The sequence below is a fragment of the Prosthecobacter fluviatilis genome, assembly GCF_055388355.1.
Window position 1 is genome coordinate 3553212 of record NZ_AP043782.1, and the last position, 16687, is coordinate 3569898.

The window sequence follows — 16687 nt, forward strand, 5'->3', positions numbered from 1 at the left end:
GAAATGAGGATTTGAAATTCGAGATTTGAGTTTGATGCTGAGGCCATGATTTTTCCCGGCCTCATCATGCTGATTGTCATGGTCGTACTGATCGGCGTCGGGATAGGAGCGGGACTGTTTGCGTGCGCGATCGCAGCAGGAATGGTGATGCTGGGCGTGGTGTCGAGCTCGGTGGCGCTGGGTTTCTTTACGAAACGTCCGGCCACGGCCATGAGGGCGCTGCTGCTGCAGTGCGGTGTGCTGGCCGGGATACCCGCAGGGGCGGTGACGGCGTGGGTGGGCCGCACGGTGCTGGAGAAGGTGGACGAGAGCTGGATGATCGCCGTGTATGGCGGGGTCGGCGGAGCGTTTGCAGGGGCGCTGCTGGCGCTGATGCTGGATTTCATCCTCCGCCGCACACATGCGTGGGTGGAAGAACGGCTGAAGCAGAGGCCTGTGGCGGACTAGGACTGCTTTTCCTGCTCGCGGAACTGGGTGGGGGTGAGCTTGGTCATCTTCTTGAAGTCCTTGGAGAAAAAGAACTGGTCATGGTAGCCGACCTGGCGGGCGATTTCCTTGACGGGGTCGTCGGACTCGATGAGGCGGCGTTTGGCCTGATTGATGCGCTCGCGGCGGAGCCAGTCGATGGGGCTGGTGCCGATGGAGGCCTTGAACTGGCGGCTGAAGTGGCTTTCGCTCATGCCGCTGAGCTGGGCCAGCTCGACCACGCGCATGGGGAGGTGGAAGTAGAGGCGCATGCGCTCGAGGGCCTTGGAAACGGCGGAGGGGAGCTCCGGCTGCACCTGCCCGGGCTCTGAGAGGCGGACGTGGAAGGCCTGGCCGATGATGGAGGCGACGGCGGCGCTGGCGAGTGCGGCATCGCTGGGGCGGGTGCCGCTCATGTGCTCAAAAGCCCGCTCAAACTCCTGAGCGACAGCCTGCTCATTAATGCCTTCGAGGACGGGCTGTGAGCGCACCTGGAGGAGCTCGGCGATGCGGTCGAGCGGCCGACCTTCTGCACGTATCCAATAAAGCTCCCAGGGGTCCTTTTTGGCAGCCCCATAGAGGTGAGGATGGTGGCAGTTCACCCAGAGGAGAGCCCCGGGCCCGACTTCATGGCGTTTGCCTGCGACCTGGACCCAGCCGCGACCTTTGAGGCAGAGGATCAGCTCGTGGCCGGGGTAGGTTTCGCGCTCGATGCGGTGCTCATAGCCCGCCTTGAGGTGGCCCGCACGCACCACGGAATAGAACAAATCGCGCTGCCAGTCGGCGGGCGTGGCATAAAGATTCTTCAAGAAGACGGTTTCCTGGGTCAAAGCAGCCATGACCGGATAATACATGCAAAGGCTGATGAGTGTCGAGCGCTGAATTGTGACAGAGCCAGAATGGAGGGGGAAAATCCTTTTGCAGCAGAGGGTGCCAAGCAGCATACTTAGAGCCCTGCTGCGCACAGCATTATCCCCGCGCAGGCATCTCACCTTCCCCCCACCATGCCCACCTACGAATACGAATGCCAGACGTGTGGCCATCCATTTGAGGCCAAACAGTCCATGAAAGACCCTCACCTCACGGAGTGCCCGAAGGAGGGCTGTCCGGGACCGGTGAAGCGAAAGATAGGCATGGGCGCAGGTTTCATCTTCAAAGGCAACGGCTTCTACATCACCGACTACCGCAGCGACTCGTACAAAGCGGCGGCGAAGAAGGACTCTGAAAGCGCCGCCTCAGCCACCAGTGCGCCGCCTGCGGCAAGCCCTGCACCAGCCGCGAGCACGCCAGCACCTGCCAAGACGACGGGGGCCTAGGCCCCTAGCCCGCATTTCATACCTCACCACCACCTGCCGCTGTGATCCGCCAACTCATCAAGACATTGCGGCTGCTTGGGATCAGCCTGCTGGCCGGAGCCGCCTGGGTGGCACACCGGCCGGCAGATCTGCCCAGAGTCGCTGCGCCAAGCTCTGCGAAGGCCGATGACCTGCCTGACATGATGCGGCAAACGACCATCAAGCGTGCGGCAGTGATGGAGGTGAGCGAGGTGGAAATCAACCGTCACCTGTCCGCGACGCTGTCTGGAAAAATCCCGGGAGTCCTGGGAGGCTGGGCGGCGTTTGAAGGAGTCCGCATCGATCTGGAGCCGGACACGGCGCGTTTGTTTCTGATCTGGAAAATCCACGGGCATACGCAGACCGCGAGCGTGGACCTGGCGATCCACCGCGGAGAAAAGGACTTCCGGGTGGAAGTGCTGCGTGGAGCGTACGGCCACCTGGAGATGCCGCGTGGCATGATGAGGCCGCTCCAGCCCTCGCTGCAAGCTTTGGCCGAGGCACTTGATCCAGAAATCCGTGCCTTGTTTCAAATGACCCAAATCACCATCGCGAAGGACAAGCTCGTGCTCGATCCCCGCTTCCCCACTGCATGAACCGCCGTTTTCCATGCGCCTGCGCAGGCGTGCTCTCATTTGTCTGCACCACACTGCTCGCTGTGGGGCAAACAGCCGCCCCTCCCGTCCCGCCGCTGACGAAGGAACAGAAAGAAGCGGCGGCTGCGATCGAGGCCCCGAAGACTCTGGCCCCGCCTCCCCTGCCGGGCCAGCTGCTGAATGAGCCCGGCGCCAAGCCTGCAGCCCCGCCAGCGCCTGCACCTGTGCCCGCAGCGCCTGCGACCTCTGCGAATTCCGCCAGCAAAATGCAGGCGCTGGAAGCCGTGACACAAAAGCCAGCGGTGACGGAGGTGCCGCGCGTGCCGACTCCGGCGGACAAGGTGCCCGTGACGAGCTCCACCAGCACGAGCCGGCAGTTCATTGTGCATGGAAAGGTGTTTGAGACGCGCAGCGCCATGTCCACACGCTGTGAGGAGATTTCGCAGGAGCTGCGCAGGGTGCTCAATGACAAGGAGCCGTGGGTGCTGCCGATCGTGGTGCTGCTGAACACCGGCGAGGAGGCGGCCAAGTCGAAAGGGCCGCCGATTTCCACCGCCATCTCCGAGCTTAACTTCGGGGGCTTTCACCTGCAGGTGACGATCAACGAGGGGCCCGGGCTGAAGGCGGAGGACCTGCGCAAGGAACTGGTGAGGGCGCTGCTGGCCGAGCGCATCCTGCGCAACCACCAGAAGATCGAGACACCGGAAGGGCGCCTGCTGCTGCCCGACTGGGTCATGACCGGCGTGCTGCATGCGCTGGACTTCCGTGCGAGCCCGGCCCCGAGCGCCATGTTTGCCACGCTGTTTCGCAGCGGGAAAATCTACGGCATTGAGGAGATCATCGAAGCCTCCCCGGTGGAGATGGACAACCTCTCCCGGACGATTTACGAGACCTCATGCTGCGCGCTGGTGCTGGCGCTGGTGGACCAGCCAAACGGGCCGCAGAATCTGAACAAGTTTCTCAACTCCCTGGCGAGTGATTCGCGCTCCGAGCGCGAACTGCTCAGCGCTGCATTCCCCAACTTCGCCGCCTCGGCGTCGAGCCTGAACAAGTGGTGGTCGCTGCAGCTGGCCTCCCTGGCCAAGCCCGGTGTGGCCGAGCCGCTCAGCGCGGCCGAAAGCCTCAAGGCCATCGAGGAGGCCATCACGATCCACTACGAAGCGCTGCCTGCGGAGGTGCCAAAGAACGTGAAACTGCACCCCTTTGTGATCCCCGCACCGCTGCCGGTGATCGCGGCGAGCGAGCCCCGTGCGCCAGCCCAGGCGGAGACTGCAACCGCCAAGGCCAAGGTGAAAGAGCCGACGCCTGAAACCCCGAAGGAGGAACCCGCCGAGGAGGACCCGAAGACGAAACGCAGCCTGCTGCGCCGCATGCTCTTCCTGGGAGATGGCAGCGAAAAGGAAGGCGAGGCGAAAGCCGCAGACAAAGCCGCCAAAACGGCCGAAGCGAAGGAGCTGCCTGCGGACGAGGAAAAGAAGCCCGGCTTCATGGGGCGCCTGTTTGGTGCCGGCGGTGAGGAGAAGAAAAAGCCTGACGATGCAGAGGCCAAAGACAGCAACCCCAAAACGGCTGAAAAGCCGGCTGAAGCCATGGCCGAAAAAGAGGACAAGGCAGAAGAAAAGAAACCCGGCTTCATGGGCCGGCTCTTTGGCGCCGGTGGCGAGGAAAAGAAAAAGCCTGACGATGCAGAGGCCAAAGACAGCAGCTCCAAAACGGCTGAAAAGCCGGCTGAAGCCATGGCCGAAAAAGAGGACAAGGCAGAAGAAAAGAAACCCGGCTTCATGGGCCGGCTCTTTGGCGCCGGTGGCGAGGAGAAAAAGCCTGATGAGAAGAAGCCTGATGAGAAACCCGCCGTGACTGCGAGCCCCGGCAAGAAGGTGGCTGAAAAGGAGAAGGAAAAGGCGGCGGCGATCGAAAAGCCCAAGGTCAGCGTCCCAAAAGAACCGGCAGCGAAAGAGGAGCCCCAGGAAGAAAAGAAGCCCACGAAGCTCAATCCAATGAACTGGTTCCGTGGCGGCAAGAAGCCTGCGGAGGAAAAGAAAGAGGAAGCGCCGGCCAAGGAGAAGCAGGCGATGCTGACTCCGGAGAGCAGCTTTGATTTTGCCCGCCTGATCTCACCCATGATGGCAGATGCCTGGCAGATGCTGGCCCCGCCCGCCGCCCGCCCGACAACGGAGCCGCTGTTTGATTTCCGCAAACGCAAGACCGAGGAAGCCCCCAAGGAGGAGGCTGAAGCACCGAAGGCTGAAGCGGAGAAGCCAGAGGTGAAGAAAAGCAGCAAGCCGCGCACGACCAATCCCAACTCCAAGTCCACCGCCAAATCCTCCAGCACAGCTGCGCGCAAGCCACAGACGACGAATCCGAATGCAAAGCCGGCCACGCCCGAACAGGTCAGGGCAGCTCCAGGCACGGCGGCCAGCCCAGACGCCGCAGCACCGAGCCTGGTACCGGTGAGCCTGCCCATCGAGGAGTATCAGCATATCCTGAAGCACCCAGACCGTGCTAAAATACTGGAGTACAACCTGGCGTCACTGAGGGCGCTGGAGCTGCGTGTGGGCGTTTTGTTCCGCCCTGTGATCCGAGGCTACCTCGTCGCGGTGCACGACATCGAAGCCGGGAGGACGAAGGACATGGACAAGCGCCTGGCCGCGCTGCATGAGTTTGCGATTGTCGCCTACCAGAAGTCTGTCGCGGTGCGCGACTACCTGGACTGGTTCGAAGCCAGCGAGAGCGGCCGCCTTTCCGGCAAGTTTGACGACTTCCTCAACCTGCCCACCACCATCAAGAAAGAACTTCCAGTCCGCACCGATCCGATCTCGAAGTATCTGGACGCGATCGACAAGGAATTTTCGAAGTAGGCTGGAGCGGCATCTTATAAGAGGTGGCAGGCAGGCCTGCCGCCCACACCGCACACGGAATGTGCGGGCCGCTTCACGCCGGCTTAGTTCAGACTCACGTCTTCAGGCATACCGGCCATGACCTTATAGACAGGGCCCATGTCCTTGAGGATGGCGGACCACATCTGGGCGGGTTTTTCAACAGTGAGCACCAGCGGACGGGCCGGGGTGGTGATCCAGGAGCGGACTTCCAGCTCGCTTTCGAGCTGGCCACCGCTCCAGCCGGAGTAGCCGACAAAGCCGCGCACATCATGGCCGAGGCTGAGCGCGTGCAGAGCGTCTGCCACGGAGAGATGAGTCTGGCAGCGAAGGGTGCGGCGGCGTTTGTTCCAATGCAAAGCGGCGAAGGCAAGCTTGTCTGTGGAAACGGGGCCGCCCATGAACACGGGCACATCGCCAAGCGCTCCCAAGTCCTGGTCTGGAAGGAGATCGGCGACGCACTGCTCCAGGGGGCGGTTGAGGATGTAGCCAAAGGCGCCGTCCTTCGCATTGTGCGCGGCCATGAAGACCACGGAGCGGGCGAAATTGGAGTCGCGCATGGCCGGTGAGGCGAGCAGGAGACTTCCGCTGAGGGAAGACGACGATTCGTTCGTGTTTTCCGAGTTCATATGATGTTCTGACGCAATAACTACGCCAGCCACTCAAATGCCATCGAAAAAAATGCGCGCCGAATCTTTTCAGATCGGCGCGCACGGGATGGGAGCGGGAAATGCGAAGGCTTAAGCGGCAGCGACTTCGAAGCCCTGACGATAGGTCTTGGTGAGCAGCTTGTCGGCCTCGGGTGCGTTGGTGAACTTCAGATTGGCGGCGTCCCACTCAAGCACCTTGTTGGCCTCCTCCATGCGGCCGGTGACGGGGTCGATCTTGGGAATGGCGAGACGGGTGGCCACGTTGCCGAGCTGCACGGTCTCCGCCAGCGGACCGGCGTAGTGGAAGCCGTCGCTGGTCTTGGTGCCGGCGAGGCAGGCGTCCACCCAGGTGTGCCAGTGGCTGCGGCCTTCTTCCTTGGGGTATTTGAAGCCGGTGAACTTGTCGAGAGGGTAGAGGCGCGGGCCTGCGACATGAGCGAGGACCATGGTGCCGCCCTCGCCGATGAAGATGGAACCGCTGCCGGGGAGATCGATGTCTCCGGGCATCTGGGCGAGCTTGTGGCTGGGCTTGAGGCCGCCGTCCATCCAGGTGAGCTTCATCGTTTTCCCTGCGGTGTACTGGGTGCCGGGGAAGACATAGTTGATGGTCTCATGCGTGGGCCAGATCTGGTTGTTGATGCCGCTGTTCTTGGCGTGGACGCTGATGGGGGCGGTGAGATCGAGCGCGGTGAAAACGGGGTCCATGATGTGGCAGCCGAAGTCGCCGAGGCCGCCGCCGCCGAAGTCCTGCCAGTCGCGCCAGATGAAGGGGTGATAGGCGGGGGCGTACTCGCGCATGGGAGCGGCGCCGATCCAGAGGTCCCAGTTCAAATTGGCCGGGACGGGAGCGGAGGGCGGCGGCTGGAACATGCGGGTGCGCTCATTGCCGGTGACGCCGACCCAGGAGTACACTTCCTTGATTTTGCCGATCGCGCCTTCCTTGATGAGCCGCGTGCCCATGCGGTACTCGATGGAGGAGTGGATCTGATTGCCCATCTGGGTGACGAGGTTTTTCTTCTCAGCCCAGAGGCGCATCTGTCGCGCCTCCCAGACGGTGTGCGCGAGGGGCTTCTGGCAGTAGATGTGCTTGCCCTTCTGCATGGCGGCCACGGCCACGGGTGCGTGCATGTGGTCCGGGATGCCCACGGTGACGGCATCGAAACCGTCGCCAAGGGTGCTGAACATCTCGCGGTAGTCGGAGAAGTGCTTCACGCCGGGGAACTCCTTGTCAGCCTTGTCGAAGCGGTTGGCATCCACGTCGCAGAAGCCGACGAATTTCACGGCGGCGTGAGAGCCGACGTTGTGGAGATCGCTGTAGCCCATGCCATTGACGCCGACGCAGGCCACCTGGAGCTTGCTGTTGAGGTTCTGGCCGCGGACGAACGCCGGAAAAGCGGCGGCTGCGGAGGCGAGCGTGGAATGCTTGAGGAAGGAGCGGCGCGAAGTGGGCATGAGGAGCGACGATGGGTTGAAGTGTCTCCCAACGTACGCTGCCACGCCGAACTCTTTGTCTCGAAAGGCAAAGAACGGCAGTTTAGTACCATGAGCCGTTGGAAAAGAATCTGGATCAAAGACACGCGAGCCTTGATCTGATCATTTCAGAGCGCCGATGGCGACTTTTCATCAGCGTTTCTTCGCACGCTGGGATGCCTGCTTGAACGCGGGAGGGATCAGGCGCCGATACCCGCAAACAATTCGGCGATGTCCACGCTCACGGCTGGCAGGGCGGCGCTCTGAAGAATGGAGCCTTCGGTGATGCGGAGCTGGGTTTGATAACGGCCAGCAGAGGGATCGCGATAGCATTCGATGCAACGCTCGGAGCCGTTAATGATCCAGTATTCGGCCACGCCGTTTTCTGCATAGAGGTCGGCCATTTCACGGTCTTCATTGAGACTGGAAACAGAAACTTCCACAACGAGGAGAGCTGTCGTTGGATGACTCTGGAAGTCTTCTTCCCTGCCCGCGACCACCGATGCGTCCGGTTCGGGTTCTGAATCCGTCAAGGTGAGCGGATCTTCTTTGCGGACCCACACCTGAGCGCCTGCAAGTTTTTGCAGAAGAGCAAAAATTCTCGCCGCAAGCTTGGTATGGATGATGGACTTGCTCATTTTTTCGACAATCACTCCGCGAATGAGTTCAGCCCGCGCCGGAGCGAGACCCGTGGCGATCATTTGATGCCAGGCCTGGATGGACAACGGCATGGCACGCTGCTGAAAGCCAGGCTGTCTCAGGATGGGAACCATGGTTTATTGTAAATCACCGACTCCCAGGGTGCAAGCTACGATCCATCCGCGAAGTCTCAGCGTTTCTTCGCACGCTGAAAGCGGCTTTGGCGTTCTTCGGCGGAGACTTGGGTGATCTTGGGCTCTGCTTCAGCGGCAGGAGTTTTGATCTCTTGGGCCTGCGGTGCCTGGCTGAGTCGCTGCTGATGTTGGAGAGCTTCGCGGGTGGGTTTGATGATTGCGGGGCGCGGCTTGCTTTCGGCACGGGCGAGCCGGGGCAGCTTCCAGCCGGTGCGGGTGACGAAGGCTTCGAAGAGGAGGCAGAGTAGGGTGACGATGAGCAGGTAAATGCCAAGATCCGTAAAGCGAGGCGTGGCGGGGCTGCGCCAGGCCTGGCTCATTTCCAGCAGCTCACGGCCGCCGCTGGTTTGGGAGACGCGGCGCAGCTCCTCGACGCGTGACTCATCAAAGGCCCACTCGGTGCTGGTGCCGACAATGACGGGCCCAAAGCTGACGGCCTGCCCGGCGACCTGCACGGCTCCGCGCACCATTTCACCTTCGGGGAGTTCGGTGCGGGTCTGGTAATGCCCGGGTGAGACGCGCTCCCAGGCGAGCTCGTGAGAGCCCTCGGCCCGCAGTCCGTGCGCCAGCACCACGCGCGGGGCTTTGGCTCGCAGTTTGGGCGCCCATTCTTCATCGTAGAGCAGATCGAGGGTGAGGGTATTGCCCTCCAGGCGGTGGCGGACACCGATGCCGGGCGGAAGAGTTTCGCCCATCAGCCAGCGCACCTGGGTCTGCAAAAAGTCGCCGTATTTGGGCCAGGCACGCACGAGCTGGGAGTGCTCGCCACCGAGGGGAAAACTGACGGCGGCGGTGCGGCCGGTGCCGCGTGGGCCAAAGGCGACGAGAGGTGCGGCGTATTCGTCCTGGGTGATGAGCGCCTGGCTGGCCCAGTCGCGCAGGTAGCTGAGATTGAAGCCGTCCACCTGCGCGGGCCAGTCAAAGGTCTGGCTGCTGATCTCAAACCAGCCGCCGGCGGCCTTGGTGGCGACGGGGTCCGTGATGAAGGCGCTGCGGGCGACGGCGACGGTTTCCTGACTGAAGATGCTGGGCAGTTCCTCGGCTTTGTCGGTGTAGAAGATACGGCCTTTGCCGCGCTTGGCGATGTCATCGAGGATCCAGGCATCCACGTCCCTGCGGGTGCCGAGGGCGATGACGCTGACGGTGCCGCCATTCTTGATGATTTCCTCGACCAGGATCTGGTAGTCGCCCGGCTGCTCGGAGTCTGCGGCGTCAGAGAAGAGAATGATGTGGCGCTGGCCGACGGGTGCGGCTTTGAGCTGATCCCAGGCAGCCTTGAGCCCGTTGTAAACATAGATGCCGCCGCCGGTGCTTTCGATGCGGCGCACGGCGCTTTCCATTTTATCGCGGTTAGGCCCCACCTGCTGAAGGGGGACCATCTCATGGGCCTCGCTGTCCACGGCATAGACGGCCAGCAGATCCTGCGGCCCGAGGAAGCGGATGGCATTGGCCGCGCCTTCGTCTGCGAGCTGCATTTTCGTGAAACCATTCTGCACGTTCATGCCCATGGAGCCGCTGCGGTCCATGACGATGGCCATGGCGACCATGAGCTTGCGGTGCTCCTGCTTCATTTCCATGGAGACGGGCAGCAGCGGATCGAGCGGCGACTCGAAATAACCGCCTGCGGCAAAGCTCTGCTTTCCCCCTGCCATGAGGATGCTGCCGCCCTGCTCGCGGACATAAAAATCCATGGCAGGCAGGAACTCGGAGGGGAGCTCAAAGGCGGGGACGTTGTTGAAGATGACGCACTTCACACCGGCGAGCTGGCCGGGGCGGAGAGAGCGCAGCTCGGTGACGGTCTCGACGGTGAACCCCTGGCGCTGGAGGGCGGCGGCGGCGGGGTCGTCCGTGTACTTGGTGAGGAGGAGCACGCGAGGACCGCCGGCGATTTCGATCATCGCTTCGTGACGGTTGTTGCCCGGGTGCGCGTCCTTGGCCGGCAGGATGATGGCCTCATAATGTGCGACACCGGCGGCCGGGAGGCGGTCCGTAAAGCGAATGGCACCGCTGCCGAGCCGGACGTCCACCTCGCTGGTTTTGAGCTCACGTCCGTTGCGCAGCAGGGTGAGGGGGACTTTGCCATCGGCGGTGCCGCGCAGCTCGATCTCGATCAAAAACGGCTCGCCGAGCTGAGCGCGCGAAGGGAGCTTCATGGCGGAGATGCGGAAGTCGGTGGTCTCGCTTTCGCGGGCGAGGCGGTAGTCGAGCTCCACGCCCTGCTGCGAGAGTTTGGAGGCGAGGCCCGTCAGCGGCTCGGTGGAGTAACCGTCTGTGATGGCCAGAATGCGGGCCGGCCGGCCAGGGCCTTCGCGCTGGGCAAAGGCGAGCGCCTGGGTGATGGCCTGGGCGGTGCGTGTCTGAGTCTGGTTGCGTGCGTACATTTCCGCGCCTTCAGCGCCACGCTTCATCACCTCCGCGGCATAGCTGAGGTAAAAGATGCGGTCTTCGCGGCCCCGGCTTTTTTCGAGGAGCTTCTCCCACTCCTGCATGCCCCTGGCCATGGGCTGCTCTGCGGACACGGAGCTGTCGAGCAGGACCCAGAGATCGACGCCGTCGGCAAGGCGACGCCACTGCGGCTGTGCGAGCGTGGCCGTGATGAGCACCAGCAGCAGCAGCCGAACCGGCCGCCACAACGAAAGGCGCGGCAGAAGCCTGCCGGCCAGCAGAAGCACGGGCAGGAGGGCGAACCATTCTGGATGGCGGAAGATCATGATGGCAGGACCTCATTTGGGATGGCCGCAAAAAACTCAAAAAGGCACAAAAAAAAGAGGGGGCGCAGGTTTCCGGAGGCAGCCCCTTTTTGCGGCCTTTGCGTTTTTTTGCGGCCACTGAACGGATGTTTCATGCGCGCAAGACCTCCTGAGTTTCGCGTTTGGGATTGGTGAACCACCAGCTGCCGAACAGCAAAAGGAGCAGGGCGAGAAGCCACAGCCGCCAGCCGGGGTCTGCCTCGTGCAGGGTCTCGACCTGCAGGGCCTTGACCTTGTCGAGTTCATTGAACGGCTTTGCCTGGGTGAGGTCTGCCTCTCGGGTGTCGGCAAAATGTGCGGCCGCAGTGAGGAGCAGCGTTTCACCCTGACGCACAGTGAAGTGGCCGGGCCGTGAAGGGGCACGGAGCAGGCGGGCCTGTGCGAGGGGGATTTCCTGGTCTCCGAGTTTCAATGGCCCGGCTTCGGCATCCTGGCGGTGCGCCACATTGAGGTGCTGACGCACGTCGAAGTTGGCGGCTTCAGGCGCGAGTTTGTCTGTGCGCAAAGTTTCAAGGAAACGATGCAGAAGCACGGCGAAGGCAGGCAGCTTGCGGGCATTGGAGATCTCCAGATCGAACTGGCAGATCAACTGCCTGCCGCCGGCGGGCATGATGCGCAAGACGATCAAGGGGCGCTCGCCCTGCCAGAGCAGCACGCGATCCTGGGACTGACGGGGCATGGGTTTGGACTCGCGCACCAGAAGCCCCTGCCAGTTGAGCCCTTCGACCAGCGCATGCGGCTCGGCCACGATGCTGCCTTTGAGGTAGGGGGCCGTCTCTTCCGGCGGGGCCTGAAAGAAGCAGCCATGACGCTGCTCTGGCAGGGCGAAAGTGGGTGTCATCACCGCAGCGACGAGATCCGACGCACCCGGAGCGCCGACGATGCGCAGGTGGGCGTAGCGGCTGAAGAGCTCCGCGAGCAGCGGTGTTTTGCCGTCGAACGGACAAAGCGAGAGGACTTTGGGCTGAGGGCGCACGAGCGGCAGAACGTTGTCGAGTGCGAATGCGTCGTCGCCAAGGTGAAGGGCAAACTGCTGGACCTCTCCGGGGGGAAAGGGACCGGAGAGCGTCTGGGTTTCCCCGGGGGCGAGCTTGAGAGATTTGGCAGGGGACTGCGCAGTGCCGGCCAGGGCATGCCACTGGCGCTGCTGCGGAGTGCTGGAGTAGTTTTTCACCAGGGCGTGCCAGACCCACTGGCCGTCAACCTCCTCCACGGTCACGCCGGCCCAGCCGACGTTGTCGGTTTCCTGACCGACGGAAATCACCTGCGCGCCAAACAGAGGGGGGACAGGCAGGGGGTGGTCTGTGACAAGCACGACGACGCCCTTTGGCCCGACGAGCCCGCGTGCGATGCGCAAGGCGGGGGTGAAATCATGCACGCCGAGGAGCGGCTCCCATTGATGCAGCGCCTGCCGCAGCTCAGCGGCCAGCGTGCCGTGATAGAGGCTGGGGGCCTCGACATCTGAAGACAGCAGTGTGAGCTCTGCGCGCGCCAGAGGGCCTTCGAGCAGGCCGAGGACGTCATCGACCGCTCTGAGCGCAGGAGTGCGGAAGGCCTGCATGCTGGCGGATGCATCCATCACCACGGCGATGCGCTGCACGGCATCGTGCCTGAGCCAGCGGGGCTGCACGAGCAGCCAGGTGAGCAGCAGCACCATCAAAAGCTGAAGCCAGAAAGGGATGGAGGTGCGGAGGCGCTCAAAGCGGCTGCCGGTGCGGCTCTCGCGCTTCATCTGCTGCAGCAGAAAGAGCGTGGTGGCGTGCACGCGGCGGTTGCGCCGCTGGAGGAAATGAATGGCGATCACGGCCGGAATGCCGAGCAGCGCCCAGAGGCCCCAGGTGTTGGCGAGGGTGAGGCTCATGCAGTTTCCACGGCTCCGCTGGGGATTCCTTCGAGCTGGAGCGCCTTTTGAAAGTCGGCCTCGGCAGCGACACGAGCCAGCGAGATGCCGTGCTTCAGGGCGGCGGATTTCCACAGCTCAAAATGACGGCGGTAGGCGGCCTCGTAGCGCTGGAGCAGGGCGGGCTCGACCCGGTGCTCGTGAGGGAGGCCGGTTTCGGGGTCGATGAACTCGTAGTTCCCGTCCCAGCCCGGGTCGGCCTCCTCCCGAGACTGGGGTGCGAAGACGATGCCGCGCCCGCTGCGTGAGCTGAGGCAGGCGAGGAGGGCTTCCGGCTCGGTGGGAAAGAGGAGGTCACTGATGAAGACACGCATGGCACCGGCGCGAAGGGGGAGGCGGTTCAGCGCAGGGATGTCCTGAGTGGAGATGAGGTCGCTGACGCGTGCGTGCCACTGGCCGCTGAGAATGACCTCGGGCTCGAGCAAGCGATGCTGTGCACCGGCAATGGCGTAGCAACGCAGCGTGGCACCGGACTGCAAGACGGACTCGACTGCGTAGGCAAACAATTCCAGCGCACGCTGCTCCTTGGCGGCAAAGGCGAACATGGAGGCTGACACGTCAAAAATGAGATCGACGAGGGGACGGACTTCCTCGCGATAGAGCTTCATCGAGTAAGTGCCGGTGCGGGCGTAGGCCTGCCAGTTGATCTGGCGCGGATCGTCTCCGGGGAGGTAGAGGCGGTGATCCTGAAAGTCGAGGCTGCTGCCGGTGCCGCCGCCGAGGAAGTCGCCGGCATGGCCGCGCCAGCGCTGCTGGCGGAAGGGAAGCTTGAGCACGCGCGCCCAGCCACGGGCACGGACGTGGAGAGAGCGGAGCGCGGCGGCGTCATCAAGGAGCGTCATGGGTGCGCGAGGGTTGCCGGGCCGCATTTTCCAGGGCCTCGTGCTCCAGCCTGGTGTAAGTTTTGAAATTAACGCCTGCACGCAGGATGGCGAGAAGCAGCCAGCCCAGGCTGAACAGGCTGCCCATGATGAGGATGCTCTCACGGCTGCTGTAGTTGCCACACTCGACCCCAAAGAGCGCGGTGACGGGCGTGAAGATGCCGAGTGCACCGAGACCGCGTGCGTTCATGGCATGGCAGAACATCGTCAACATGATGCCGGCGACCACCATGCAGATCTGCACGAACCACCAGCTGGCAAAAATCCCCGCCCGAGTGATGCGGAGGCTGACAGGCACGAAGACGGCCAGCAGCAGGCAAAGCATGTAGAGGCCCGGGCCGTCATCCAGATCCCAGGACGAGTGCCTGAAGGTGATGCCAGCCGTGATGCTGAGAGCCATGACGCACAGAAGCAGGGAGAACAGCACGCCCGAAGCCCAGCCCGGGTGCAGGAGCCTGCCGGCAAGCCTGCCCAGGCGCCCATGACGCGCCAGGGCCGCGACAGCCGTGGAGTAACAGGGCATCTCCTCAGTGAGCACATCCATGCAGACGATGAGGGTGAGGAACAAGAGGGGTATAAAGACCCAGAAGGCGACGTCGGGATCTTTGCTGAAAAAACAGAGCAGCAGCCCGGCCACCATGAAAAGGCCATGCACGGCCAAGGCGACGAGACGTTTTTTTGTGCTGTGATTCTCCGAGGGAGGCGCGATGCGCGAGGAGCCGAGCGCCAGAAAATAATAAACGGCATACGCCACCACGGCCAGAATGCCGCCAACGAAGCTGCACTGCTCCCATAGCTGCAGCGCGAAGAATTCACGCAGGAGCGAGTCTGCCTCCGAGGCGGAGACGAGGATGGCCGTGAAAAAGCCCAGCGGCACCACCCCGGCCCCCACGCAGAGCCCGAGGAAAATGCGAAGGAGCAGCGACGGCAGCGAGGAAAAGGCGAGCAGCGCAGCGGTGATGAGGCCTGAGCCCAGAACGAGCATGACCAGCGCCACGACTTCCCTCAGGATTTCAACGCCGCCAAAAAAGTAGCGTGCAACCATGTAAGGCAGGATGGAGCCCGCCACGAGAAGCGACTGGCCGCAAAGGGCCACCCATTTGCCATAAAGAATGCGGAAGGAGGCGATGGAGGTGAGCATGAGCATGTCCAGCGTGCCGTCGGCATCTTCGACATGGAGGGCGGAGAAGCCGCGCAGGGGCATGACGGCCAGCAGCATGAGCCCTGCGATGCCCCAGAAAATGCCGTTCACAATCTCCAGCGGGGCCCCCAAAGCCACGGTGGCGAGCAGCAGGATGATGAGGGTGTGAAACAGGATGAGCGCCGAGGTGAAAAACCGCGTGCGCAGCCCCTGGCGCAGTTCCTTGACGACGATGGGGCTGAAGTGATCGCTGAAATCACGCAGCATGGGCAGTGTGGCGCTCATGTCAGACAGCAGCGCCTCCTTTCGCAGCGTGAACGATGCGCAGGCCCTCCTGCCTGGCGGCACGCGCATGACGCCAGGCAAGCACTGCGGCGACCAGCAGCAGCGCAGGCCAGACAGAGGAAGTGAGCAGGCCGAGCTGGAGCAGGGCCGCCTTGTCCCCCGGCTGCGCGTTTGCATACCCTGCCGGCAGAAGCTGGGGGAGTGCCGTGCTGAACCAGGCGGTGGTGCTCTTGATTTTCAGGGGCAGCAGCAGCAGGCTGCCCAAGCTCACCAAGAGCACGTTGACCAACAGCGAGAAGACGATGAACGGCAGGAGCAGGTCGCGAGACTTGCGGGTGGGAAACAACTGCAGCAGGGCGGCGATCATGCAGGTGCCGGACGCGCCAATGAAGACAAACTTTGCCTCCTCCGTGCCACGGCTCCAGCTGACGTAAAATGCGGCGAGCGCCACCAGCAACGCCGAGTAAACCAGCCCTGTGACCCAGCCCGGGGCCAGCAGCCACAGTGCGGCGCGCCCGAGCCAGCCACGCTGATAAAACGCGGCGTAGACGGAGGGCACTTCGTTCACACGCTCCGTGAGGGCGTCCATCATCAGCAGCGAGAGCACACCGGCCACGGTGACGCCCATGGCGGCGGCGGAGCCGGTGAGCCAGCCAAGCAGCATCAGGGACAGGAACATGGCCAGATGAACGGAGCGTTTGACCACGCTGAGGAGGGAGGCCGCCGGAGCGATGCGGGTGGCCGCCAGGCTGAGAAAGAAAAATACGGCCCATGCGGCCAGTGCCACCACCAGGAGCAGGGTGCTGCCACCGCCCGACTTGGTGAAGAAAGTGAACACCCTACCGGAAGACATGCCGCCGCCCATGCGTGACATGATTATCAAAGAAAACGCGCCACAGCCAGTCATCATCAGCGGCAGGAAAACAACGACGGCACGCAGCCAAAACTGGCGCTGAGTCGAGAGCGCCACGATCACCGCCGCCAGCACCAGGCCAGCCAGCCATTTGTAGAACAGCGCGGCAACCTCTCCAAAAAGATCCAGACCGCCGAACACAAAACGTGCGACCACATAAGGCATGATGCTGAGCATGAGAAGCAGCGACTGCGAGGCGATGGCGGCCCACTTGCCAAAGATGATGCGCCCTGCGGAAAGCCGCGTGAGAGCGAGCATGTCCAGCGTGCCTGACTTCAGCTCATCCGCCACGGCGGAAAAGCCACGCAGCGGCATGATGATGCAGAGAACGAGCGTGATGATGCCGTCAAACCACCCGCTGACCGCCGCGGCATTTTCCGCGCCACCGCTCATGAGGGTGAGCAGGACCAGCATGAGGTGCAGCGTGACCAGCACCCCGCCGAAAAGCCGGGTGCGCAGCCCCTGACGCAGCTCCTTGACCACCATCGGTGAGAGGCGGTCGGGAAAGTCTGTGATGACGGGTGCGGCGTTCATGAGTGGGATGGCCGCAAAAAGACGCAAAAAGACGCAAAAAAGGGATTCTGATTCAGAAC

Annotated in this window: 13 protein-coding genes; 4 read left to right on the top strand and 9 right to left on the bottom strand. The window is 62.9% G+C overall.

Annotation, left to right across the window (positions count from 1 at the left end):
- The first annotated feature begins 45 nt into the window (after positions 1 to 45).
- A complete protein-coding gene (locus tag ACZ5WW_RS13750) occupies positions 46 to 447 on the top strand; it encodes a hypothetical protein (RefSeq protein ID WP_377168509.1) in 402 nt (133 codons plus the stop codon).
- Here ACZ5WW_RS13750 and ACZ5WW_RS13755 read toward each other — a convergent pair.
- A complete protein-coding gene (locus ACZ5WW_RS13755; protein WP_377168511.1) occupies positions 444 to 1304 on the bottom strand; it encodes an AraC family transcriptional regulator in 861 nt (286 codons plus the stop codon). The genes ACZ5WW_RS13750 and ACZ5WW_RS13755 overlap by 4 nt on opposite strands.
- Before the next feature lie 165 nt (positions 1305 to 1469).
- Between ACZ5WW_RS13755 and ACZ5WW_RS13760 the strand changes: the two genes are divergently transcribed.
- The 3 genes from ACZ5WW_RS13760 to ACZ5WW_RS13770 are packed head-to-tail and all read left to right on the top strand — an operon-like array spanning position 1470 to position 5253.
- A complete protein-coding gene (locus ACZ5WW_RS13760; RefSeq protein ID WP_377168513.1) occupies positions 1470 to 1781 on the top strand; it encodes an FmdB family zinc ribbon protein in 312 nt (103 codons plus the stop codon).
- Between the two features lie 41 nt (positions 1782 to 1822).
- Positions 1823 to 2395: a hypothetical protein gene (locus ACZ5WW_RS13765; protein WP_377168515.1), complete on the top strand. Its 573-nt coding sequence runs from the start codon at positions 1823 to 1825 to the stop codon at positions 2393 to 2395.
- Complete coding sequence (locus tag ACZ5WW_RS13770; RefSeq protein ID WP_377168517.1) at positions 2392 to 5253, top strand: hypothetical protein; 2862 nt, start codon at positions 2392 to 2394, stop codon at positions 5251 to 5253. The genes ACZ5WW_RS13765 and ACZ5WW_RS13770 overlap by 4 nt, the downstream gene beginning before the upstream one ends.
- 83 nt (positions 5254 to 5336) lie before the next feature.
- Here ACZ5WW_RS13770 and ACZ5WW_RS13775 read toward each other — a convergent pair whose 3' ends face one another.
- From ACZ5WW_RS13775 to ACZ5WW_RS13810, 8 genes are all read right to left on the bottom strand, one after another.
- Positions 5337 to 5900 carry a YqgE/AlgH family protein gene (locus ACZ5WW_RS13775; RefSeq protein WP_377168519.1) on the bottom strand — a complete coding sequence of 188 codons (564 nt, stop codon included), beginning with the start codon at positions 5898 to 5900 and terminating at the stop codon, positions 5337 to 5339.
- Positions 5901 to 6011: 111 nt separating this feature from the next.
- Entirely contained in the window at positions 6012 to 7373 is a 1362-nt protein-coding gene (locus tag ACZ5WW_RS13780; protein ID WP_377168521.1) for a Gfo/Idh/MocA family protein, read from the bottom strand.
- Positions 7374 to 7591: 218 nt separating this feature from the next.
- Entirely contained in the window at positions 7592 to 8164 is a 573-nt protein-coding gene (locus ACZ5WW_RS13785; protein ID WP_377168523.1) for a Uma2 family endonuclease, read from the bottom strand.
- A 56-nt stretch (positions 8165 to 8220) separates the two neighbouring features.
- Positions 8221 to 10935 (bottom strand): VWA domain-containing protein, encoded by a 2715-nt coding sequence (locus ACZ5WW_RS13790; RefSeq protein ID WP_377168525.1) that lies wholly within the window; start codon positions 10933 to 10935, stop codon positions 8221 to 8223.
- Positions 10936 to 11065: 130 nt separating this feature from the next.
- Positions 11066 to 12835: a vWA domain-containing protein gene (locus ACZ5WW_RS13795; RefSeq protein ID WP_377168527.1), complete on the bottom strand. Its 1770-nt coding sequence runs from the start codon at positions 12833 to 12835 to the stop codon at positions 11066 to 11068.
- The gene (locus tag ACZ5WW_RS13800; protein WP_377168529.1) at positions 12832 to 13716 is read right to left on the bottom strand and encodes a DUF58 domain-containing protein; all 885 of its coding nucleotides are present in this window, start codon (positions 13714 to 13716) and stop codon (positions 12832 to 12834) included. Before ACZ5WW_RS13800 ends, ACZ5WW_RS13795 begins: the two co-directional genes overlap by 4 nt.
- A complete protein-coding gene (locus ACZ5WW_RS13805; protein ID WP_377168531.1) occupies positions 13703 to 15181 on the bottom strand; it encodes a hypothetical protein in 1479 nt (492 codons plus the stop codon). Before ACZ5WW_RS13805 ends, ACZ5WW_RS13800 begins: the two co-directional genes overlap by 14 nt.
- Position 15182: 1 nt before the next feature.
- On the bottom strand, positions 15183 to 16628 hold the full coding sequence (locus ACZ5WW_RS13810) for a hypothetical protein (protein WP_377168533.1): 1446 nt from the start codon (positions 16626 to 16628) through the stop codon (positions 15183 to 15185).
- Positions 16629 to 16687 lie beyond the last annotated feature (59 nt).

Excerpts from the sequence above, each read along its gene's own strand:
- ACZ5WW_RS13780 (WP_377168521.1), bottom strand. The coding sequence starts at position 7,373 with ATGCCCACTTCGCGCCGCTCCTTCCTCAAGCATTCCACGCTCGCCTCC.
- ACZ5WW_RS13760 (WP_377168513.1), top strand. The coding sequence starts at position 1,470 with ATGCCCACCTACGAATACGAATGCCAGACGTGTGGCCATCCATTTGAG.
- ACZ5WW_RS13790 (WP_377168525.1), bottom strand. The coding sequence starts at position 10,935 with ATGATCTTCCGCCATCCAGAATGGTTCGCCCTCCTGCCCGTGCTTCTG.
- ACZ5WW_RS13810 (WP_377168533.1), bottom strand. The coding sequence starts at position 16,628 with ATGAACGCCGCACCCGTCATCACAGACTTTCCCGACCGCCTCTCACCG.
- ACZ5WW_RS13795 (WP_377168527.1), bottom strand. The coding sequence starts at position 12,835 with ATGAGCCTCACCCTCGCCAACACCTGGGGCCTCTGGGCGCTGCTCGGC.
- ACZ5WW_RS13800 (WP_377168529.1), bottom strand. The coding sequence starts at position 13,716 with ATGACGCTCCTTGATGACGCCGCCGCGCTCCGCTCTCTCCACGTCCGT.
- ACZ5WW_RS13775 (WP_377168519.1), bottom strand. The coding sequence starts at position 5,900 with ATGAACTCGGAAAACACGAACGAATCGTCGTCTTCCCTCAGCGGAAGT.
- ACZ5WW_RS13785 (WP_377168523.1), bottom strand. The coding sequence starts at position 8,164 with ATGGTTCCCATCCTGAGACAGCCTGGCTTTCAGCAGCGTGCCATGCCG.
- ACZ5WW_RS13750 (WP_377168509.1), top strand. The coding sequence starts at position 46 with ATGATTTTTCCCGGCCTCATCATGCTGATTGTCATGGTCGTACTGATC.
- ACZ5WW_RS13755 (WP_377168511.1), bottom strand. The coding sequence starts at position 1,304 with ATGGCTGCTTTGACCCAGGAAACCGTCTTCTTGAAGAATCTTTATGCC.
- ACZ5WW_RS13805 (WP_377168531.1), bottom strand. The coding sequence starts at position 15,181 with ATGAGCGCCACACTGCCCATGCTGCGTGATTTCAGCGATCACTTCAGC.
- ACZ5WW_RS13770 (WP_377168517.1), top strand. The coding sequence starts at position 2,392 with ATGAACCGCCGTTTTCCATGCGCCTGCGCAGGCGTGCTCTCATTTGTC.